Source organism: Marinomonas pontica (assembly GCF_036322735.1).
In the GTDB taxonomy this organism is placed as follows: Bacteria; Pseudomonadota; Gammaproteobacteria; order Pseudomonadales; family Marinomonadaceae; genus Marinomonas; species Marinomonas pontica.
On the sequence record NZ_AP027271.1, the window covers coordinates 961,659 to 982,229 of the forward strand.

A 20,571-nucleotide genomic window follows, 5' to 3' on the forward strand; every position below is an offset into this window, starting at 1 on the left:
TAGGGAGACGGTTGTGGGGATTGTGCTCCGTAATCTGTTTTTACCAGAAAAACAGGCGATTATTTTTGCCTTAAAAGGCGTGATTGCGATGGCAATGGCGTTAACGATTGCGCTTTCCTTAAATCTTGATCGACCATATTGGGCATTGGTGTCGGCGGTTTTTTTGCAAATGCGACCGGAAAGCGGATTGGTAGTCGAAAAAGCCCTTTGCCAAATTATTGGCACCGTTGTTGGTGGCATATTTGGGATTGTTCTATTGACCCAGTTCGTTGCATACCCTTATGTGGCTTTGGGTATTTTAGCGCTCTGGCTGGGCTTGAATGCAGCGTTGTCGGCGATGGTGCGTCAGGCGAATTTTATTTATGCGTTCGCCATGGCAGCGGTCACTTCTGAGATCGTGGTGTTAATGGTGATGGCCAGTCCATCAACCGCAGACAGTCAGGCGGTATTCAGTATTGCGCAAGCCCGTGTCAGTGAAATCGTTATTGGTTCGATTTGCGCCGCTGTGGTAAGTCATGCCTTCTGGTCAGTCAAAGTGAAAGACAGTTTGCAGCGACAAGCGCGTTCCGTTATCAATCAAACTCTTCAGTATTTAGCGACCGAATTGGACAAATCAGGTACGCATGAAGCTCGTCATAAGCAAATTGATCAGATCATGGCGACATTGGGGATGGTTAGTGAAGATTCCAGCGCAGTAAGTTACGAAGGACCAAAAGGTCCAGGCCGAACCAGAGCAGCCAATCAATTGGCGCAGAAAGTGCTGTCTTTACTGGCGTTGGTACAAATATTTGGACGTTTACAGCGTCGGCATGCAGAGCTAATGACGCCAGCTTTAACTGAGCTTCTCGATCGATTAAGGCTGGCATTTGATGGTATCGCAGAGTCCAATGATTTGGCTTATTGCCAAGAGCAAGTGAAGGTGTTGCGCAGTGACCTGGCTGAGTATAAGGCAGCGCAGGCTGCTGATATGCCTTTTGAATCGCATATGGTGAACGTGGCTGCTGAAATCGCTTCAGAATTGACGGTGTTGTTGCGGGCTTATCGGGCATTGGAGGAACGTGATAGCACGTTGCTCAATGCGCCAAGTATATTGAGCTACCGTGATCCGTTGGCAGGCATGATTATTGGCGTTCGTACGGCGGCAGTATTTCTGATCGGAGCATGTATTTGGGTCAGTACGGGTTCTACGGCTGCGTTGATGATCATGATATTGCCGGTCATCTTCTCCATCATGTTGGCCCGATTGCCCTTAATGATTCTTAGGGTGGTTTTAAAAAGATTATTAATTGGCGTGGTCTTTGCCGTACTTGTGGCGGTGTTTTATGCGCTTAATTTGCTGTCGCAAAGTTCTGGGCAATTGGAGATTTTATTGTTGGTTTTGGCCGCGCCTTACTTTATCGGTTTGCTGCTTTTGGCGGATCGGCAAACGTTGCCATATGGTTTGGGTTTTTGTATTCCTTTTTCCATTTTGGTGAGTCCTGGTAGGGACATGAGTCGCGCATTTTCGATTGATTATACGTTAAGTTCTGCTTTGGCTATCGTTGCTGGTGTGAGTATTTTATTTTGGGTTTTTCATCTTATTACTGGTCCAAGTGTTCAACTGCTGGTACATCGAATTTTTAAAACTACGCATCAAGATTTACTGGAAATTAGTCAGCATTCCAGCCCAGAGGCTTGGTATAACCGACGTATGGCGGACAGGTTGTTGCGTTTAACAAACTACGATCAAGCTTCTAAGACGCGAGTGGTCACGGATTTAGCGCTGACCGCTTTAAATTTAGGGCATGTGTCTATCCGACTGCGTTCGATTTGTGAGAATCTGGCTGGTAAATCGTTGCCCTCTTTACAGCATTGGCAGACGGCGTTGGCGAATGCTTTTTTATTGGCAAGCAAAGGGCAAGTTGATGCAGGTTTTGAGTCAGCAAGCCGTGCTTTGTATGATGAGCTTGTGGGGTTGGTTGGTGAGTCGAATCAAGTGGAAACGATTCAAGGGATGTTTATGCGTATTAATTTAACGTTTGAACGAAGTGCGCAAGCCATTGCTGAACAGAAAAAATAACAGAGCCTAGAACCTAGACTCTTAATAACCAATTTGCTTGATTTTTGTAGCTGGCGACCAACTCAGCATTCAATCCATCACTTTGCTGGATCCTTTCCATCGCTTGTTCATGGCTGAAGCCCCATGCTTGCATATGACGTTTTGCTAAACGTTCGATCGCATCGTCAACAGGAACATCTAAAAACCAATGCTCATCAAATAGGGCTTTTGACGCTTGCCAGCCATCTTGCTGATGAAGTAAGTACAAGCCTTCAATTAAGACCACTTTGGTGTCTTGTTTGATGATTAGGTCGTCTTCGATGGGGTCGCCAACAGTATGATCAAAGCTCGGCCATAAAATATCGCTGTGTTGATAGCTTTGCTGTATCTGTTTGACACGCTTTACAAAGGCTTCGCTATCAAATGTCCAGGGCGCTCCGCGTCTTGCAAAGGCGTCTGCAGCGTTTGGTAGAGCATTAAGTTGAGCTTTAGAAAGGTGGAAACCGTCCATAGAAAGGCAAATCAAGGACGCGCATTCTTGCTGCGAAAAATGCTCGGCTAAATAATTTGCCAGTGTGCTTTTACCAGAGCCTGGGCCGCCGGTTAGACCGATTAAGGTGCGGTGTGAAGCGTTCATTCGTGTTTGAATGTTATCGATGGCGGCTTTGACATCCGCCGATTCTCTGTAGCTGCTGAGCATAGTAAAGGCCTTAGTTGTTCCTATTGTTTTTAGGTGTTTTTGCACTTTAGCACGAACGGTCGAGGGGGATTTGCTATTTTATGTGAACTGAGTGGGGAACGGCTGCGTATCTAAAGAAACACTCATAAGGATCGCATCATGCTAGTCAGCGAGCTTAAAAAAATCACACATTTTGATAAAGTGAATTTGCACTCTTTGGAGTCTAATTTGTACCAGCTGTCTGTGATTATCGATGGAAAAGAAGATTACATCGAAACGGACAATGGGCGCTTTTTGACAAGCCATAATAAGTTGGCACTGCAGGCCTTGTTTAAGGGTAAAACAGTTGGTGTTATGGTGCTTTGTCATCAAAGTGCGTATGACGAAATGGTTGGACAGCCGATTGGCACAAGCAATGTTTTAGAGGTGCCACTTGGCAATACCGATCTGTCTTAAGTGCTGGCACTGACATTGTTTAAAATGTGTATTTTTTCGCCGCTTTCTTCCATTTGAGAAAATGTTTTAGCGTAGCCGTGGGTGGCATTGGCGTGTTCTCGCATGATGGCTTCTGCTCGGCTGCCTTGCCCATTTTGAATGGCGTCAAACACCGCATGATGTTGCATGTGTGCAAAATTAAAGCGTCGATATTCTTTGGCTAGGTTGTTTTGGTCGAACGCTAAGGCATTCACCGAAGCAAAGGGCAGATGTTCGTTGCGACTTAGCGCCTCCGCAATCGCTGAGTTTAAACTGGCTTCTATAATAATCTGATGAAATCGCTGATTCATGTCGTGGTAAATTGCGAGATCTTGCTCATTAATGTGGCCTTTTTCAAACAGGCTGTCGCCTTGTTTTAGCAGCCGTAGTAACTCATCGGTTTGTTCTGCCGATAATGTATTTTCAGCGGCTTGTCTTGCCGCTAATCCTTCCAGAACACCGCGCACCTCAATGGAGCCACTTATTTCTGCCTGTGTTACTTGGCGGACAATGTAGCCTCGACCTGTCAATTTGGTCAGCAGTCCTTCTTGTTCCAATGTGCGAAAAGCAATTCGTACCGGAGTGCGTGAAACACCTAATTGTTCGGCCGTGGGGATTTCTGCGAGTCGCTGTCCAGAAGCCAATTCCCCCGACAAAATCATTTGCCTTAGCCGGCTGATTACTTGTTGTCCCGGTTTACTCATTGGATCGTGTCCATTGGAAGGTGATCATGGTTTTGCCTCTACTTTGTGCGTGAAAAAGATCATAACGTAAACCCCGCTGAAAAAGTATGCATTGGATCCAATGGGGAATATTTTATTTTTCAAACAGTTAGCGTTTTTGTGGTTATTCATTCTGTCTTTATTGGATCCAATTAATGCATAAATATATTGTTTTAGGAATTATTTTGTCTATATTGGATCCAATAAATAAAAATAAAAGCAGGAGAATTCCAATGAGTCAACCAACCTTTCCAAAAAATTCGTGGTATGTCGCTGCAATGTCTGACGAGGTTGCGGGCAGCAAACCTCTCGGTCGTAAAATCTGTGGTGAGAGCATTGCCTTTTACCGTTCCCATCAAAATGAGATCGCCGCGGTATTGGATTTTTGTCCACATCGAGGGGCTGCTTTGTCTTTGGGTTATGTGGAAGACGGGTTGCTTGTGTGCGGATACCATGGTTTAAAAATGGGGGTAGACGGCAAAACCAAAGAAATGCCATTGCAACGTGTGAAGGGGTTTCCTTGCATGAAATCCTATGCGGTAGAAGAACGTTATGGCTTTATTTGGGTATGGCCCGGCGATCAAGCGCAAGCCGATAAGAGTCTGATTCCACATTTAGAGTGGGCAGTGAATCCAGAGTGGGCTTATGGCGGCGGTTTGTATCACATCAATTGCGATTATCGTTTGATGGTTGATAATCTGATGGATTTGACTCATGAAACTTATGTGCATGCCAGCAGCATAGGCCAAAAAGAAATTGATGAATCCCCTGTGTCTACTCAGGTAGAAGGCGATAAAGTCATTACCAGTCGTTTTATGGAAAACATCATGGCGCCGCCATTTTGGCAAGCGGCTTTGCGCGGTAATGGCTTAGCCGATGATGTGCTGGTGGATCGTTGGCAGATTTGCCGATTCTCTCCGCCTTCTCATGTGATGATCGACGTGGGTGTGGCCCATGCTGGGCATGGAGGATTTGACGCTCCAGCAGACAAAAAAGCCAGCAGTACGGTAGTGGACTTTATTACACCGGAAACGGAAACGTCGATTTGGTATTTTTGGGGAATGGCGCGTAATTTCAAACCAGAAGATCAAGCATTAACCGATACGATTCGTGAAGGTCAAGGTAAGATCTTTGCTGAAGATTTAGAGGTGCTGGAACGGCAGCAGGAAAATTTATTGGCGTTTCCTGACTATAATTTATTGAAATTAGACATTGATGCGGGTGGTGTGCAATCCCGACGAGTGATCGACAGGATCATTGCGAAAGAGCAGGTCAAGTCATCGACTATTCAGACCGACGCACCGCTGCAAACGGTTTCATTTTAAATAAATAATACGTTAGGAGTGCCTGATGATTCCTGTAGTGGTTAGAAATGTTGTCACCGAAGTGCTGGGTGTGGTTCGAATTGTATTGGGTTCTGAAGATGGCTCCGCGTTACCTGATTTTGACGCAGGTGCGCATATTGACCTTCATTTACCCAGTGGCTTGATTCGCCAATATTCATTGTGTCGTTTGCAAGCAGAGCCGCAATATTATGAAATTGCCGTTTTGAAAGATCCGCAATCAAGAGGCGGATCTGCCGAGGTACACCGATTGTCTGTCGGAGATTCGTTGACAATAAGCGAGCCTAAAAACCATTTTCCTTTGATGCGGGGAGATCGTCATAGTGTCTTGATTGCTGGCGGCATCGGCGTTACGCCTTTACTGCCCATGGCGCAAACGTTGCAAAAGACAGAAAGGTCTTTTGAATTTCACTATTGCGCTAAATCCCCAGAAACGGCCGCTTTCTCGTCCGCATTAGAGAAGTCATCTTTTGCCGATAAAATGCATTTTCACTTTAGCCAAGTGGCAGGGTCTGGGCGAATGGATGTGGTTCATGTGTTGTCCTGCCATTCGAATGATTCTGAATTGTACGTGTGTGGACCAGCAAATTTCATTAATGATATTTTGATGCAAGCTAAGATGTTGGGTTGGCCTGAAGAGCGAGTGCACAGGGAGTTTTTTGCGGCGCCAGATTTGGCGGTTGCTGCCATTGAAAACTCTGCTTTTAAAGTGAAAATCCACAGTACCGGTGAGGTTTTTGAGGTTGGCTCTGATCAAAGTATATTCGAAGTCTTAGAGGACAATGGTGTGTTTCTTGCCGTGTCTTGTGAGTCGGGTGTGTGCGGTACCTGTCAAACAGGCGTCATATCAGGGGTTCCTGATCATCGTGACGTCTTTTTGACAGACAAAGAGCACGCCCAAGGCAAGTTTGTGATGCCGTGTTGTTCTCGCTCCAAATCGGCGATTTTGGAGTTGGATTTGTAGTTTCGTCTTTTTCGGTGGATCTTGCTCTTTTCCGAATCTTTCACTCATTGCAAAACAACTGTGTTTTACATTGAGTGAAAGTCCTTGCGATGCTATTATTTCCCCCCGTCCTGAAGGTACATTGTCATGTGCTTTCAAATCTCATTTTTTCATATTTGTAAGGCGGGTTAAACACTCATGGCGACACGATATATTTTCGTTACAGGCGGTGTAGTTTCATCTCTTGGTAAAGGTTTGGCAGCAGCATCCTTGGCCGCTATCCTTGAATCTCGTGGTCTAAAAGTCACCATGCTAAAGCTAGATCCATACATCAACGTGGATCCGGGCACCATGAGTCCTTTCCAGCACGGTGAAGTGTACGTTACAGAAGACGGCGCTGAAACCGATCTAGATCTTGGTCATTACGAGCGTTTTATTTCCACTAAAATGGGCAAACGCAACAACTTCACCAGTGGTCGTGTTTATCAACATGTTCTTAAAAAAGAGCGTCGTGGTGAATACCTTGGTGGAACGGTTCAGGTTATCCCTCACATCACAGACGAAATCAAACGCCGTGTTATTTCTGGTGCTGAAGGCGCGGATGTTGCCTTGGTAGAAATCGGTGGTACGGTTGGTGATATCGAATCTCAACCTTTCTTAGAAGCCGTTCGTCAGCTGAAAGTCGAACTGGGCTCTCGTCGTGCCTTGTTTATGCATTTGACTCTGGTTCCTTACATTCGCACGGCGGGTGAAACCAAAACTAAGCCTACTCAGCATTCTGTGAAAGAGCTTCGTTCTATTGGTATTCAGCCAGACATTCTAGTATGCCGTTCTGAAGTGACGATTGAAGCGCCAGAGCGTAAGAAAATTGCGTTGTTCACCAGTGTTGAAGAACGTGCGGTTATTTCTCTTCCAGATGCCGATACCATTTATCGCATCCCTCAGATGTTGAACGATCAAGGCTTGGACAGCTTAATTGTCGAGCACTTCAATTTAGATTGTAATATGCCAGATCTTGAGATTTGGAATAAAGTGACTCAGGCGAAGTTGAACCCTGAGAAACAAATCAATATCGCCATGGTTGGTAAATACATGGAGCTATTGGATGCTTACAAGTCTTTGATCGAAGCAATGGATCACGCAGGCATTCATGCGCGCACAAAAGTAAAACTTCATTATATCGATTCTGAAAGTATTGAAGAAAAAGGCACTGAAGTGCTGAAAGGAATGGACGCGATTCTTGTTCCTGGTGGCTTTGGTGAGCGTGGTGTGGAAGGTAAAATTTTAACGGCTCAGTATGCTCGTGAAAACAAAGTGCCTTACTTAGGTATTTGTTTGGGCATGCAAGTAGCGGTAATCGAATTTGCTCGTAATGTGGCAAATTTAGCCGGTGCGCACAGTACCGAGTTTAATTTAAAAGCAGAGAACCCAGTTGTTGGTCTGATTACTGAATGGACTAATGCAGAGGGTTCCAAAGAAATCCGGTCAGAGGAATCCGATCTTGGTGGCACAATGCGTCTTGGCGCGCAGAACTGTAATCTTACGGAAGGCACTAAAGCTTTCGAAGCCTACGGCGAAGCGGTAATCAAAGAGCGTCATCGTCATCGTTATGAAGTGAACAACTTTTATGTTGAAGCGTTGGAGAAAGCAGGTCTGACGATATCGGGTCGTTCAGAAGACAACTCCTTGGTTGAGATGGTAGAAATTGCCGATCACCCTTGGTTTGTTGCTTGTCAGTTCCACCCAGAATTCACTTCTACTCCAAGATATGGACACGGCCTGTTCAGTGCCTTTGTACATGCGGCATTGAAATATGCAGGAAAAGAAAAATAAGTAGAGCAAACAGGCAGTTTGTGATTTTTCATTTATTTTAAGAGGTTTGTTATGAGTCAAATCGTTGATATCAAAGCCAGAGAAGTTCTAGATTCTCGTGGTAACCCTACCGTTGAAGCCGATGTTATTTTGGCGGATGGTTCTGTAGGTTCAGCGTGCGCACCTTCTGGTGCCTCTACCGGTTCTCGTGAAGCTTTGGAATTGCGCGATGGCGACAAAAGTCGCTATTTAGGCAAAGGTGTTTTGAAAGCCGTTGCGGCGGTTAACGGTCCTATCCGTGATGCACTGATCGGCAAAGATGCCCTTGCGCAAGCTGAATTAGATCACATTATGATCGATCTTGATGGCACTGAAAACAAATCTACTTTTGGTGCGAACGCTATTTTGGCGGTTTCTTTGGCGGCAGCGAAAGCGGCAGCGATTTCTAAGAAAGTACCACTATACGCTCACATTGCGGATGTAAACGGTACGCCAGGTGTTTATTCAATGCCAGTGCCTATGATGAACATCATCAATGGTGGTGAGCACGCTGACAACAACGTTGATATCCAAGAGTTTATGATTCAGCCTGTTGGCGCGCCTAACTTCCGCGAAGCGTTGCGTTACGGTGCAGAAATTTTTCATGCGTTGAAGAAGGTTCTGAGCGATCGTGGACTGAACACTGCGGTGGGTGATGAAGGTGGTTTCGCGCCAAACCTTGCTTCTAACGCTGAAGCGCTCGCGGTTATTAAAGAAGCGGTTGCGGCGGCTGGCTATGAGCTAGGCAAAGACATTACTTTGGCAATGGACTGTGCAGCGTCTGAATTCTACGAAGAGGGTAACTACAACCTGAAAGGAGAAGGCAAAGTCTTCACTTCAGAAGGTTTCTCTGATTACCTTGCTGAACTTTGCGATCAGTACCCAATCGTTTCGATTGAAGATGGCCTGAATGAGTCTGACTGGGAAGGTTTTGCTTACCAAACTAAGATTCTTGGCGACAAAATTCAGTTAGTGGGTGACGATCTTTTCGTGACCAATACGAAAATTTTGAAACGCGGCATCGACGAAGGCATTGCTAACTCTATCTTAATCAAATTTAACCAAATTGGTTCTTTGACAGAGACACTAGAAGCCATCAAAATGGCAAAAGCGGCCGGTTACACAGCGGTTATTTCTCATCGTTCTGGTGAAACGGAAGATGCGACGATTGCTGATCTTGCTGTGGGTACAGCGGCTGGTCAGATCAAAACTGGCTCTCTATGTCGTTCTGACCGTGTTGCTAAGTACAACCAATTGCTACGTATTGAAGAGCAATTAGGTGGTAAAGCACCTTACAAAGGTCGTTCTGAGATCAAAGGTCAGGCGTAATATTGTTTTGATTTAAAAAGTGCCTTGATCTAAAAAGGGAGAACCAAGTTCTCCCTTTTTTTATTTTTTGCTTTAATTCCTTTGCCTTTAATTTTATGGTGGTGGGAATATTTTTTTAGCGTTCTGAGGGTGTTATGGCTCGTCTGTTTATTGTCTTTTTTGTTTGCGCCATTGGCTATCAATCTTACCATTTGTATTTTGGTGAACAGGGTGTGAAAAGACAGGAGGAGTTAGCAAAACAGATTGCTTATCAAGAGCGTATCAATTTGCGTTTAAAACATCGTAATCAAGCACTGAGGGGGCAAGTCCATGACTTACGCCTTGGTGAAGAAGCGGTGGAAGAACATGTCCGCAGTGAACTTCAGTACATAAAAGACGGTGAAGTGTTTTATCGTATGGTGAATAAAAAATGACATCCTCATTGTGGGTTATCATTCCCGCGGCTGGCGTAGGTCAGCGCATGCAATCTCATTGTCCAAAGCAGTATTTATCACTTGCTGGACAAACTATTTTAGACCGTACCATCGACATTTTTATTTCACATGTTTCCGTTGCGGGTGTATTAGTGGGCGTGGGTGAACACGATGCGTATTGGCCAGATTCTAAGTGGTATCAGCATGATAGAGTCCATCGTTTTACTGGTGGAAAAGAACGCTGTGATACCGTTCAGAAGGGGCTAGAGTATTTATTAAGTGGTTTCGGTGTCACTCAGCAAGATGTGTTGGTGCACGATGCGGCTCGGCCGTTGTTAAGTCCAACGGCGTTAAAGCGAATAATAGATCACCGTTCTGATCAGGGAGCCATTTTAGCCATGCCTGTAAAAGAGACCGTGAAGCGTCAAGTGGCAGAGCAAAATGCCGTGGATATCACACTTGATCGGAGCACGATTTGGCTGGCTCAGACGCCACAAAAGTTCCCTGCACAGGCTCTACTGACGGCGTTGCAAACAGCACAAACGCAAGGCATTACAGTGACGGATGAATGTTCCGCTATGGAGTTTGTGGGTTGGCATCCGGATCTTGTTATCGGTGAGAGCAGTAATATTAAGATTACGTTGCCCGAAGATTTGCTGATCGCCGAAGCGCTTTTTTCTTTTCTTTCCTCATCGGGCGTCCTGAGTCCATCGTCGTTTAATTTAAATAATGAGTGCGTTTCATAGCACAGGAGTATTTATCATGATGCCGTTTCGTATTGGCTATGGTTTTGATGTTCATAAGTTTGGTGAAGGTAATCATGTGGTTTTAGGCGGAGTCTCTATCCCGTATTCACATGGTTTGGTTGCACATTCCGATGGTGATGTGGCTTTGCATGCCTTGACTGATGCTTTGTTGGGTGCGGCTGCGCTTGGGGATATAGGGAAACACTTTCCGGATACGGATGCCGCGTTCGAGGGTGCGGATAGCCGCACTTTGTTGAAGCGAGCGTATCAAGAAATTCAGGCGCTTGGTTTTAGTGTGGGAAATGTGGATGTCACCATTATTGCCGAAGCGCCAAAAATGCGTCCTTACATTGATACGATGCGAGCCAATATTGCTGAAGATTTAACGATCGATATTAGCGCGGTCAATGTAAAAGCGACGACCACGGAGAAGCTTGGTTTCACTGGGCGCAAAGAAGGTATCGCAGTCGAAGCGGTTGCCCTTATTTTTAAACAGGCCCAATTACAGCAAGCTTCACTTGATAAAGGTAATGTATGAATACCGAATGGCGATACGCTTGGTCTAAGCCAGCAGTGACAGGAAACCTGAAAACTTACGCTCAGGATTTTTATGTGGAAGAGCAGTTGGGTTTTGAACCTGATGGTAAGGGCGAGTTTTGCTTTGTCTTTGTTGAGAAGGAAGGGGTAAACACGGATTTTTTGGCGAAGCGCTTGGCCCAGATTGCTGGTATTGCTCCGAATAAAGTGACTTACAGTGGTGTTAAAGACCGCCATGCTTGTACGCGCCAGTGGTTTTGTTTGCATGTTTTGAATCAAGAACCGGATTTATCTACGATTCAGGAGGCATTCCGAGAGCCAGAAAGTGTGCGAGTGATTGCGCAGCTACGTCATTCCAAAAAGCTTCGAACTGGGACGCATTCAGCCAATCGTTTTGTGATTCGTCTTCGCGATATTCAAGGGGATCTTGATGATTTAGAAGGTCGTTTAAACCTCATAAAACAAGCCGGTGTGCCTAATTATTATGGACCACAGCGTTTCGGTATAAACGGTAATAATTTGCATCATGGCAAAGACTTTGTTTTAAAAGGGCGGCAAAGTCGCCGCAAATTGACTAAAACGGAATCTTTTTGGTTGTCGGCCATTCGTTCTTGGTGTTTCAACGAAGCGTTAAGTGATCAAGTGGAAAATGGTATGTGGATGCGCTTATGCGATGGTGATATCGCGCAGTTTCAGCATAAAGATGAGCAGTTTCGGGTGAAGGAAGTGAGCGCTTTAATGCACTTGAGCGTCCTGCGTGGTGGTATTAGCCCCGTTTTACCTATGATCAGCGAAGGCTGGGAAGCGGGGACGGGGGCTCAGCGCGAGCAGGTGATGAAAGCGTCCTTGTCTGACAGTACCGATTTGGTGGATGCTTTGATTGCATTTGACCTTTCGAGAGACAGTCGTTTAGCGCGACTTGTTCCTATGAATATGGCGTGGGAATTGCTTAATGATAGCGAAGGGAATACACAGCTGATTGTTGAATTTTCTTTAACAAAAGGGTGTTTTGCGACCAGTATATTGCGCGAAATGATTGATTTTACGGATAAGTCGGCTGAGAAGTTCCATGAGAATATTGATCGCGAATGATGACGGTATTGATGCGGTTGGAATTCAAACACTGGCGCAGCAGTTAGAGCAATATTATGACGTATTGGTTGTCGCCCCTGACCGTAATCGCAGTGGTGCGAGCAACTCGTTGACCTTGTCACGACCTTTGCAGCCTATCAAGGTGAAGGAAAGCCAGTATCGTGTCGATGGCACGCCGACGGATTGCGTCAATCTTGCATTGTCTGGTGTGATTGATGGTGACGTTGATGTGGTGGTGTCTGGAATTAATCACGGTGCCAATTTGGGCGATGATGTGATTTATTCTGGTACTGTTGCCGCCGCGATGGAGGCGCGACATTTAGGGCGTCCAGCCTTAGCGGTTTCGCTAGTTGGTAGTGTGCATTTTGAGACCGCGGCCAATGTCATCATGCAACTTTTAAAAGACGCACACACGCTGACTTTGCCCATTGGAATATTGTTAAATATCAATGTGCCTGATATTCCTTATTCTGAGCTAAAGGGAATCAAAGTAACGCGCTTAGGATACCGTCACAAAGCTCAAGCACCGGTTTCAGCTCAACACCCAAGAGGTTTACCAAGTTTTTGGATTGGCGCCTTGTCAGAGCCGCATGACATGTCAGAGGGAACCGACTTTCATGCTGTTGAACATGGTTATGTTTCTATCACTCCCATTCATACAGATATGACCTGTTATGAAGCAAAGTCTCCCCTTGAAACATGGACTGATACTATTACGTTATGAGCCTGAGAGATCTCAATTGGTTGGTGTCACACACTGAGCCCAAAGCCTCTAAAATGATTGATCAACTTAGAGGTCATGGCATTGCGCACGAAGAATTATTGGCTTTAATGGGCACCATACCCCGTCATGAGTTTGTGGAACCTGCGTTTTCTCATTTGGCTTATTCTGCTACGCCACTTCCTATCGGTCGTAATCAAACCATTAGTCAGCCTTTGACTGTTGCAAGAATGACGGAGTGGCTGCTGAGCTATTCTCGGCTTGGTCGAGTGTTAGAAATCGGGACGGGATCAGGGTATCAGACTCGAATTTTGGCGCATTTTTACAACAAGGTTCACACGGTTGAGCGTCAGGAGCCCCTTTATCATCAAGCTAAGCGTCGTTTGTCATCAATGGGGGTGAATAATGTGGAGTATCTGTTTGGTGACGGTCAGGCCGGTTGGCCTAACCAAGTTGAAATGGATGCGGTGATTATTACCGCAATGGCGAGTAAAGTCCCGCTGGCGCTGACTCATTGTTTGAAGCAGCAAGGTATTTTAATTATGCCAATTGATCATCCTAACCCGCAAATTGGATGCTGGAGAAAAGAAGGGGATCGTTGGAAATGTTTAGAAACAGAGTCCGCGTACTTTGTGCCTTTATTGGAAGGAATGGAATATGCCTAAATGGCTGAAACTGTATTTGAGTGGTGTACTAATGGGGGCGGCGGATGTCGTTCCTGGTGTTTCTGGCGGGACTATTGCCTTTATATTGGGGGTTTATGATCGACTGATAAATGCCTTGAGTGGTGTCAATATAAGCAGTTTAACCATGCTGTTAAAAGGCGATATTAAAGCGCTTTGGGGGCATTTTGATGGTGCATTTTTGTTGCCGTTAGGGGCCGGGATTTTAACCAGTATTTTTCTGATCGCCGGAGTGATTACGCATCTTTTGGCTGTCTACCCGAGCTATTTATGGAGTTTTTTCTTTGGGCTCATTTTGGCGTCTGCTTATTTTTTGATTAGACAAATACGTCGTTTTTCCTGGCGGCATTTTAGTATTCTTAGTCTGGGGATTTTGCTGGGTGCCAGTTTGTCTTTGTTAGTTCCAACGCAATTAGATACTTCGCTTATTATGGTTTTTGTGTCTGGTATGGTGGCCATTTGTGCCATGATTTTGCCTGGCATATCAGGCAGCTTTTTGCTGCTGATGATGGGGATGTATGGCTTTATACTGTCCGCGGTGAAGGGCCTAGATGTTGTCATTATTATAGTATTTGCGGCCGGTGCATTAATTGGCTTGCTGAGTTTTTCTAAAATTCTGCGTTATTTGCTTAATCATGTGAGAGCCATGACTCTGTCATTTCTGACGGGTGTTATGCTAGGCGCTTTAGTAAAAGTTTGGCCTTGGAAAGTAACGGATCAATGGAGTGTGATCGGTGATAAGAAGTATCCAGTACAAGAACACTTGGTTTTACCATGGAAATTACTCGATTTTAGTTTGACGGCGGATCTATTGATCCCTGTTATGTTTATTTTTATGGGGTTTTTGAGTGTAATTCTCATTTCTTACATATTTTTACAAAAAAATGCAGTTGATAATAATTAATCTAAATCGTTCATTAAGGTGACGCGTTATTTTTGGCAGTGCAGTGATTAGACAGACAATTTTTTTATCGACTCGGTGGTTGGCTTGGTCGGCTTTTTGCTGTCTTTTTTTGTCAGGATGTTCTTATGAATTGTTGCATTATTCGGCCAAAAGTAATCGCACTTATGCGTCTAATAATGCCAGTGTTTCGTCTATACCGGCCTCTGGAATTCATCGTGTTCAAAGTGGTGAAACCTTGTTTTCTATTGCTTTTCGCTACGGTTTAGATTACCGCGAACTGGCCAAGTCAAATCGCATTGATGCGCCTTATATTATTTATCCGAAGCAAAAGATTCGTCTGAATAATGTGGTAAAAGCGACGTCTAATGTGGCTGAAAATAGTTCGCCTTCTACGCCTTTAATTGTGAAAAATACCAAAGCGACCACGACAAAAACAGTTGCCCCGACAGTGAAAAAAACCACGTCAGTGTTACCTAAGAGTGACGTAAAGGACGAAAAAATGTCGAGTGAATGGCATTGGCCTGTTGATGGAGAAGTCAAAAGGGGGTTTTCAAATGCTGGCGTTAGTAGTAAAGGTATAGATATTAAAGCTGGACAAGGAGCATTGGTAAAAGCGGCCGCTGATGGAACGGTCGTGTATGCAGGCAGCGGTCTCATTGGATACGGAAATCTTGTAATTGTTAAACACAACGATGTGTATCTTAGTGCCTACGCCTACAACGAAAGGATTCTAGTAAAAGAGAAGCAAAATGTTCGTGCTGGTGACTCTCTTGCTGTCATTGGAGGTAAGGGAGACGACAGACCGCTTCTTCACTTTGAAGTGCGTCGAGATGGTCAGCCGATCGATCCGCTAGATGTTTTACCCAAATAAATTAAGCGAATTACCGTTTTAAGGAGGGGGCATGAAGTTGGCAAATATGGATAAAGACGCAGTTAAGGTATCGGATACAGGGGATTTTGATTTTGAGGCAGTGGATGACTTCGCTGAAAATGAAGACCTTGTTGATGAAGAATTTGAATCGGCAGTTAATGCTCGATATGCGGACGCTGATTCGAGTCGTAACCTAGATGTTACGCAGTTGTATTTGAGTGAGATCGGTTTTTCTCCCCTGCTGACAGCAGAGGAAGAAGTGTACTTCGCTCGCCTATCTCTTAAAGGTGACGAAAAAGCCCGCAAGCGCATGATAGAAAGCAATTTACGTTTAGTGGTGAAAATTTCGCGGCGTTATCTAAATCGAGGTTTGTCTTTATTGGATTTGATTGAAGAAGGCAATCTTGGATTAATCCGCGCGGTTGAAAAATTTGACCCTGAGCGCGGCTTTCGCTTTTCTACCTACGCCACTTGGTGGATAAGACAAACTATTGAACGTGCGATAATGAACCAAACGAGAACCATACGTTTGCCAATCCACGTTGTGAAAGAGCTGAATGTATACCTACGAGCGGCTCGTGAGTTAACGCAAAAGTTGGATCATGAGCCCAGCGCAGAAGAAATTGCTGACATGTTGGACTGTCCCGTTGAAGACGTGCAGAAAATGCTCGGTTTAAATGAAAAGGTCAGCTCCATTGATGCCACGTTTGGTGGCGATAATAACGATAAGAGTTTGGTTGAGATACTGGCGGATACGCTGCATCAAGGTCCAGAGGCTGATCGTCAAGATGGCGACGTACTTCACAGTATTGAGCTGTGGCTTAATGAGTTAAGCGAGAAGCAATGTGAAGTGATTACTCGTCGTTTTGGTCTACGTGGCCATGAGGCAAGTACATTAGAGCACGTTGGTGCTGAAATCGGTTTAACGCGTGAGCGTGTTCGTCAAATTCAAGTGGAAGCATTGCGCAAATTGCGCATGATTATGGATAAAGAAGGGCTTGCCTTGGACGATGTTATTCGTATGGAGGATTAGGCCGATTATCTGTAAAGAGCAGATTGTCTGCACACTTGTACTTGTTTGCATCGGTAAGAAGGCCCGCTTTGTGCGGGTTTTCTTGTCTCTAGATACGGTATTTTCTCGTTTAGGGTATGTCTTTTTGTTGTTCTGGATCCGCGATGTGCTTAATGTACTGCTGGATCTGTTGTTTGTATTTACCAGACAGCCCTTTTACTTCGTACGCTAAAATTTCGTTTCCATCATCCTCGATAATCTCAGGAAGACCTGTGAATACTCGGTTTTGAATCTGCGATAGGGTGAAAATATCGTCGCTGATGACCAGTTTGTTTCTACTTTCAGATTGACTCAATTGAAGGATGTGGTGCAGTAGGTCTGGTATTTTTTCTGGTTCAAAGAGGTTCTCGTTCACCATATTGGTGATGTGTTGATTGCCTTGATGTAGCCCCAAGTGGACATTGAGTTTAGGGATATTGGCATAAAGTTCATTCTCAAAGAGCTTATCAATTAAGCCCAGAAAGAGTTGTGCTGTGCTGGCAGCATTAATATAGAGATTATCTTCACAATGTTGAGCGCTAAATAAAACAATGGCTGAGTCATTTTTGTATTGGTGAACTTGCCCAAGATACACTTCGCTGGCTTGAAACATCGCTCTGTATATGGGAGTAAGTAAGTTAGCGACTTGCAGCGGTGTCATTTCTTCGCGCCATTCTTCTAAGTTCAAAATATCAAAATACAGCACGCAGCTGCGCTGTCTTGATTCTTCAAAGATGGCGTCGAAATTGATCTCAAATTGAGGTTTGGCAACGACTTCTGGGTGATCGTCTTTGGTGTCTACCTCAGTCTCGGTTAAGGTTTGTGGTGGTTCTATCGTTTGAATGGTCTCGACCGCGTTGATGAGATCTCTTGCTTCTTTGTAAAAAGGAGACGAAAGAGGCATATGCTTTTTTCTTTTGCTGTAAGCAATTAAGGCGGATTTTGCTTCATTGATTGGCGCATAAAGCCATTTTGTGACCAATAAGATAAGCAGCAAAGAAATGGTGCAAGTGAAAATGGCGACGCCAATTAAAAGATTGTTTAAATGTTGGAGTGTTGCTTGTGCTGGTGTTTTGTCCAGAGTGATTAGAACATGTCCAACAATCTCATCCCGAAATTTGATACTGGAGCTATACACTCTGCGTTTTTCACTTGGACGAAAGTCTTGTTCGGAAGACGCCCCTGAATTTCCACTGTCGGCTTCGGCAAGCAGTTCATCTTTTTTGTTATAAACTCGCGCGCTCAGTATGTTGTCATCAACCACTAAACGATTTAATAAAACATTTAGACTGAGTAGATCGTTAGTTAAAATAGACTGCGTCGCATTAAACGCCGCCTGTGTTGCCAAGCTGCTGCCTAATACTTCGGTTTGTTGCGATAAATAGTTACCCAGCGCATGGGTCATCGTATACCAAAAAATACAGACGGTAAGAACCATTAATGAAATAAAGGTGGCAATGGTGACGACAGATGCGCTGAGTTTTTTGCGTATAAAAGCACGAATCGCATTGGTTTTTGGTTGGGTGTCCATTCACTTCCTTTGGGTAACTCGTAGAACAATGGGTAAAGTATACACATCATAACGGCCGTTTTCTGAATTCTTTAAAGTAGAACAGGTGCTTAGCGAAAAGAAAACGATTTGCTATAGTAGGCGTCTTATTGAATTAGGAGCGTTTATGTCTGCCAGTATCACTCTCATCGGTTCTTTTAGTTCGGAATATCTAGATCAATTCACCGCCTGGTTAGAAAAACGTGGCCTAGAAGGGTCGCTTCGTATGCTAACAAACGACGGAGAAAAAACGTCCGTTGTAGAGTTTCTGTTAACTGAGCACCAGGTAGATAGTACTGAGTTGCGTGCTGAACTGTTAATTTTAGCCAATCAAACGGGCATCGATCATATTTATCAGTCAAGTAGGATTGATATTCGCGCACCTGGGGTGGCGGTGTTTGATATGGACTCCACCTTGATCAAAGCGGAAGTCATGGATGAGTTGGCGGTTGAAGCTGGCATAGGCGAGCAAATCTCTGCGGTGACGGCAAGCGCAATGCGTGGCGAGATAGATTTTGTTGAAAGCTTTGTTCAGCGTTTGGCCTTGTTGAAGGGCTTGAGTAGCGACGTTATGGACAGTGTCTACCAGCGTATTCAGCCTATGGACGGTATTTCAACTTTGATGACCGTTTTGCATCATTATGGTTGGCATACTGCAATACTGTCCGGCGGTTTTACGTATTTCGCTGACCGTGTAAAAGCCGATTACGGTATGTCTGAAGTTCATGCCAATGTTCTAGAAATCCAAGACAACGCCCTTACCGGTAAACACCTTGGTGAGATTGTGGATGGCGAGCGTAAAAAACACTTATTGACGAATATCGTTAACACTCAAAGCGTGCCTTGGGAACAAACCATTGCCTGTGGTGATGGCGCCAATGATTTATTGATGCTAAATCATGCTGCGCTTGGTGTCGCCTTACATGCTAAGCCATTAGTAAGAGAAAAAGCGCCGTGTCCGATGAATAATCATGGTCTGGATGGCATATTGTATTTGCTGGGCATGACCTCGTCTGAAATTAGACAGTTAGTTGCTTAGTTAATACCGTTGTTTGGCTTGCGATGTGGTTTATGGGTCAATGGCTTTTTGCTGATTTGTTGGGCATTTCGTAAAGAAGGCTATTGACCTGTTTAAAAGCTTGTTATGATTCTGAGTTATAATGATAACGAGCTTAATGAGGTGTGGTTTTGTCAGAAGTAAAATTGTCTGATGTGGATTTGAATTTGCTTTACGTGTTGCAAGTTTTGATCGAAGAACTAAATGTCACAAAAGCCGCTACACGATTAAATGTTTCTCAGCCCGCTGTGAGTCGTTCATTGTCCCGTTTACGAGACATGTTTGATGACCCTTTGTTTATTCGTACTTCCCATGGGCTTTCCGCCACGTCAAAAACAGAAAATTTAGCACCGTTGTTAGCTGACATGTTGAAAGGGCTTGAGCATCTGATTCAGCCCAGTGAATTTGATCCCATAACCAGTAAACGTCGTTTTGTTTTGTCCACTACCGATTTTGGTACCCTTACTGTGCTGCCTAAAATTCTGGACTTGTTTCGTCAACAAGCCCCGAACGCAATATTAGACGTCAAGTCTTGGAACGAAGATAGTGTGTCAGAGCTTGACCAAACGAACATCGATATTGCCGTGGCAGTTTTGTCGAAAGAACCGCCTTCAAGTATTCGAGCGATGCGCTTAAAAAGCGATCGTTTGGTGTGTTTGGCTCGAAAAAACCACCCTAATATCGTGCAAGAGCTGACATTAGATGGCTACTTAAAAGCCAGTCATATTCAAGTCGTTTTGGGACGCCGAGAATACTTTGCGGTGGACCGAGAACTAGACAAGATGGGCTATAAACGACATGTCGCTGTGCATCTGCCGAACTTTGTGCCTGCCGCGAGAGTGGTTATGGACAGTGACTTGTTATTAACGGTTCCAAGGTTATTTGCAGAAGACATGATAGAAACGGTTACAGGGATGGAGTTGTATGAATTGCCATTTACGACACGTGAGTTTGATTATTCTATGATGTGGCATGAACGCTTTCAACGTGACGCAGCCCATGTTTGGTTTCGAGGCTTATTAAGGCAAGCCTTTCTTGAAGCAACCGTATAGTGCTTTTAGATTTGCGCTTATCAAGTAAGGCTTGATAAGCGGGTAATCCATTCTTTCGTTAGTATTTCGACTAGCCCATATCGTCTTAAGGTCATGGCCTCTTCTAGGTAGCCAAAGTTTTCGTCTAGGTAGTCGTGCAGTATTTTATCTCTTAAGATAATAAGTGCTCGTATTTGCTCCGCCTGTTCGTAAGTAACGTCTTTATTTGCAACCAGCGCATTAAGTACTTCTTTGCGTGACGGGACTTCTGTTTTGTAATGATGTTCTAAAACGTATCGAGCTAAATCCAACATAGAAGCCACCAACAGCTGAAAAGAGTGCTCGATTACCATGATTTCGTCTTTGGAGTATTCTGTTGCTGCCGGTCTTTTCCTAAAGGTATCAAGGCGCTTTATCATCGCGTGTTGATGGTCATATAGGGAGTTTTCCCATTCTGAGTCTCTCATTGTGTTTTCGCCTTTGTGATCAAAAAGTAGCGTACTGGTTATGTCGTTCGCTACTTCTTAGTTTAGGTGA

Annotated in this window: 21 protein-coding genes; 17 read left to right on the plus strand and 4 right to left on the minus strand. The window is 44.6% G+C overall.

Features of this window, described 5'->3' with window-relative positions; translation table 11 throughout:
- Positions 1-13 precede the first annotated feature (13 nt).
- Positions 14-2,059, plus strand: a complete 2,046-nt coding sequence (locus tag AABA11_RS04495) for an FUSC family protein (protein ID WP_338265760.1) — start codon at positions 14-16, stop codon at positions 2,057-2,059.
- A 13-nt stretch (positions 2,060-2,072) separates the two neighbouring features.
- On the opposite strand, the gene AABA11_RS04500 is transcribed toward AABA11_RS04495, so the two are convergent.
- The gene (locus AABA11_RS04500; RefSeq protein ID WP_338265761.1) at positions 2,073-2,738 is read right to left on the minus strand and encodes a nucleoside/nucleotide kinase family protein; all 666 of its coding nucleotides are present in this window, start codon (positions 2,736-2,738) and stop codon (positions 2,073-2,075) included.
- A 138-nt stretch (positions 2,739-2,876) separates the two neighbouring features.
- On the opposite strand from AABA11_RS04500, the gene AABA11_RS04505 reads away from it, so the two are divergent.
- Complete coding sequence (locus tag AABA11_RS04505; protein ID WP_338265763.1) at positions 2,877-3,173, plus strand: DUF6482 family protein; 297 nt, start codon at positions 2,877-2,879, stop codon at positions 3,171-3,173.
- On the opposite strand, the gene AABA11_RS04510 is transcribed toward AABA11_RS04505, so the two are convergent.
- On the minus strand, positions 3,170-3,895 hold the full coding sequence (locus tag AABA11_RS04510; protein ID WP_338265765.1) for a GntR family transcriptional regulator: 726 nt from the start codon (positions 3,893-3,895) through the stop codon (positions 3,170-3,172). The genes AABA11_RS04505 and AABA11_RS04510 overlap by 4 nt on opposite strands.
- A gap of 251 nt (positions 3,896-4,146) precedes the next feature.
- Here AABA11_RS04510 and AABA11_RS04515 point away from each other — a divergent pair, with 251 nt between their 5' ends.
- From AABA11_RS04515 to rpoS, 13 genes are all read left to right on the plus strand, one after another.
- Positions 4,147-5,238 carry an aromatic ring-hydroxylating dioxygenase subunit alpha gene (locus AABA11_RS04515; protein WP_338265767.1) on the plus strand — a complete coding sequence of 364 codons (1,092 nt, stop codon included), beginning with the start codon at positions 4,147-4,149 and terminating at the stop codon, positions 5,236-5,238.
- 25 nt (positions 5,239-5,263) lie between these two features.
- On the plus strand, positions 5,264-6,220 hold the full coding sequence (locus AABA11_RS04520) for a PDR/VanB family oxidoreductase (protein ID WP_338265769.1): 957 nt from the start codon (positions 5,264-5,266) through the stop codon (positions 6,218-6,220).
- Positions 6,221-6,397: 177 nt separating this feature from the next.
- Positions 6,398-8,032: a CTP synthase gene (locus AABA11_RS04525; protein ID WP_265728482.1), complete on the plus strand. Its 1,635-nt coding sequence runs from the start codon at positions 6,398-6,400 to the stop codon at positions 8,030-8,032.
- 51 nt (positions 8,033-8,083) lie between these two features.
- Complete coding sequence (gene eno, locus AABA11_RS04530; protein WP_265728481.1) at positions 8,084-9,379, plus strand: phosphopyruvate hydratase; 1,296 nt, start codon at positions 8,084-8,086, stop codon at positions 9,377-9,379.
- Positions 9,380-9,513: 134 nt separating this feature from the next.
- Positions 9,514-9,792: a septum formation initiator family protein gene (locus AABA11_RS04535; protein ID WP_338265773.1), complete on the plus strand. Its 279-nt coding sequence runs from the start codon at positions 9,514-9,516 to the stop codon at positions 9,790-9,792.
- Complete coding sequence (gene ispD, locus AABA11_RS04540) at positions 9,789-10,538, plus strand: 2-C-methyl-D-erythritol 4-phosphate cytidylyltransferase (protein WP_338265775.1); 750 nt, start codon at positions 9,789-9,791, stop codon at positions 10,536-10,538. Before AABA11_RS04535 ends, ispD begins: the two co-directional genes overlap by 4 nt.
- Before the next feature lie 16 nt (positions 10,539-10,554).
- Positions 10,555-11,076 (plus strand): 2-C-methyl-D-erythritol 2,4-cyclodiphosphate synthase, encoded by a 522-nt coding sequence (gene ispF / locus AABA11_RS04545; RefSeq protein ID WP_338265778.1) that lies wholly within the window; start codon positions 10,555-10,557, stop codon positions 11,074-11,076.
- Entirely contained in the window at positions 11,073-12,167 is a 1,095-nt protein-coding gene (gene truD, locus AABA11_RS04550; RefSeq protein WP_338265780.1) for a tRNA pseudouridine(13) synthase TruD, read from the plus strand. Before ispF ends, truD begins: the two co-directional genes overlap by 4 nt.
- Positions 12,145-12,891 (plus strand): 5'/3'-nucleotidase SurE, encoded by a 747-nt coding sequence (gene surE / locus AABA11_RS04555; protein WP_338265781.1) that lies wholly within the window; start codon positions 12,145-12,147, stop codon positions 12,889-12,891. The genes truD and surE overlap by 23 nt, the downstream gene beginning before the upstream one ends.
- Entirely contained in the window at positions 12,888-13,553 is a 666-nt protein-coding gene (locus AABA11_RS04560; RefSeq protein WP_338265783.1) for a protein-L-isoaspartate(D-aspartate) O-methyltransferase, read from the plus strand. The genes surE and AABA11_RS04560 overlap by 4 nt, the downstream gene beginning before the upstream one ends.
- The gene (locus AABA11_RS04565; protein ID WP_338265787.1) at positions 13,546-14,475 is read left to right on the plus strand and encodes a DUF368 domain-containing protein; all 930 of its coding nucleotides are present in this window, start codon (positions 13,546-13,548) and stop codon (positions 14,473-14,475) included. Before AABA11_RS04560 ends, AABA11_RS04565 begins: the two co-directional genes overlap by 8 nt.
- Positions 14,476-14,605: 130 nt before the next feature.
- Positions 14,606-15,346 carry a peptidoglycan DD-metalloendopeptidase family protein gene (locus AABA11_RS04570; RefSeq protein ID WP_338265788.1) on the plus strand — a complete coding sequence of 247 codons (741 nt, stop codon included), beginning with the start codon at positions 14,606-14,608 and terminating at the stop codon, positions 15,344-15,346.
- Between the two features lie 31 nt (positions 15,347-15,377).
- Entirely contained in the window at positions 15,378-16,379 is a 1,002-nt protein-coding gene (rpoS, locus tag AABA11_RS04575; RefSeq protein ID WP_338265790.1) for an RNA polymerase sigma factor RpoS, read from the plus strand.
- 109 nt (positions 16,380-16,488) lie between these two features.
- Here the strand turns inward: rpoS and AABA11_RS04580 are convergent, their stop codons facing one another.
- Entirely contained in the window at positions 16,489-17,928 is a 1,440-nt protein-coding gene (locus tag AABA11_RS04580) for a YtjB family periplasmic protein (RefSeq protein ID WP_338265792.1), read from the minus strand.
- 145 nt (positions 17,929-18,073) lie between these two features.
- On the opposite strand from AABA11_RS04580, the gene serB reads away from it, so the two are divergent.
- Positions 18,074-18,985 (plus strand): phosphoserine phosphatase SerB, encoded by a 912-nt coding sequence (gene serB / locus AABA11_RS04585; protein WP_338265794.1) that lies wholly within the window; start codon positions 18,074-18,076, stop codon positions 18,983-18,985.
- 149 nt (positions 18,986-19,134) lie between these two features.
- Positions 19,135-20,055: a LysR family transcriptional regulator gene (locus AABA11_RS04590; RefSeq protein ID WP_265728468.1), complete on the plus strand. Its 921-nt coding sequence runs from the start codon at positions 19,135-19,137 to the stop codon at positions 20,053-20,055.
- 20 nt (positions 20,056-20,075) lie between these two features.
- Here the strand turns inward: AABA11_RS04590 and AABA11_RS04595 are convergent, their stop codons facing one another.
- A complete protein-coding gene (locus AABA11_RS04595; RefSeq protein WP_338265797.1) occupies positions 20,076-20,501 on the minus strand; it encodes a HepT-like ribonuclease domain-containing protein in 426 nt (141 codons plus the stop codon).
- Positions 20,502-20,571 lie beyond the last annotated feature (70 nt).

What these genes read in the sequence shown, in the direction of transcription:
- AABA11_RS04500 (WP_338265761.1), bottom strand. Translation starts at nt 2,738, where the DNA reads ATGCTCAGCAGCTACAGAGAATCGGCGGATGTCAAAGCCGCCATCGAT.
- AABA11_RS04505 (WP_338265763.1), top strand. Translation starts at nt 2,877, where the DNA reads ATGCTAGTCAGCGAGCTTAAAAAAATCACACATTTTGATAAAGTGAAT.
- AABA11_RS04510 (WP_338265765.1), bottom strand. Translation starts at nt 3,895, where the DNA reads ATGAGTAAACCGGGACAACAAGTAATCAGCCGGCTAAGGCAAATGATT.
- AABA11_RS04515 (WP_338265767.1), top strand. Translation starts at nt 4,147, where the DNA reads ATGAGTCAACCAACCTTTCCAAAAAATTCGTGGTATGTCGCTGCAATG.
- AABA11_RS04520 (WP_338265769.1), top strand. Translation starts at nt 5,264, where the DNA reads ATGATTCCTGTAGTGGTTAGAAATGTTGTCACCGAAGTGCTGGGTGTG.
- AABA11_RS04525 (WP_265728482.1), top strand. Translation starts at nt 6,398, where the DNA reads ATGGCGACACGATATATTTTCGTTACAGGCGGTGTAGTTTCATCTCTT.
- eno (WP_265728481.1), top strand. Translation starts at nt 8,084, where the DNA reads ATGAGTCAAATCGTTGATATCAAAGCCAGAGAAGTTCTAGATTCTCGT.
- AABA11_RS04535 (WP_338265773.1), top strand. Translation starts at nt 9,514, where the DNA reads ATGGCTCGTCTGTTTATTGTCTTTTTTGTTTGCGCCATTGGCTATCAA.
- ispD (WP_338265775.1), top strand. Translation starts at nt 9,789, where the DNA reads ATGACATCCTCATTGTGGGTTATCATTCCCGCGGCTGGCGTAGGTCAG.
- ispF (WP_338265778.1), top strand. Translation starts at nt 10,555, where the DNA reads ATGATGCCGTTTCGTATTGGCTATGGTTTTGATGTTCATAAGTTTGGT.
- truD (WP_338265780.1), top strand. Translation starts at nt 11,073, where the DNA reads ATGAATACCGAATGGCGATACGCTTGGTCTAAGCCAGCAGTGACAGGA.
- surE (WP_338265781.1), top strand. Translation starts at nt 12,145, where the DNA reads ATGAGAATATTGATCGCGAATGATGACGGTATTGATGCGGTTGGAATT.
- AABA11_RS04560 (WP_338265783.1), top strand. Translation starts at nt 12,888, where the DNA reads ATGAGCCTGAGAGATCTCAATTGGTTGGTGTCACACACTGAGCCCAAA.
- AABA11_RS04565 (WP_338265787.1), top strand. Translation starts at nt 13,546, where the DNA reads ATGCCTAAATGGCTGAAACTGTATTTGAGTGGTGTACTAATGGGGGCG.
- rpoS (WP_338265790.1), top strand. Translation starts at nt 15,378, where the DNA reads ATGAAGTTGGCAAATATGGATAAAGACGCAGTTAAGGTATCGGATACA.
- AABA11_RS04580 (WP_338265792.1), bottom strand. Translation starts at nt 17,928, where the DNA reads ATGGACACCCAACCAAAAACCAATGCGATTCGTGCTTTTATACGCAAA.
- serB (WP_338265794.1), top strand. Translation starts at nt 18,074, where the DNA reads ATGTCTGCCAGTATCACTCTCATCGGTTCTTTTAGTTCGGAATATCTA.
- AABA11_RS04595 (WP_338265797.1), bottom strand. Translation starts at nt 20,501, where the DNA reads ATGAGAGACTCAGAATGGGAAAACTCCCTATATGACCATCAACACGCG.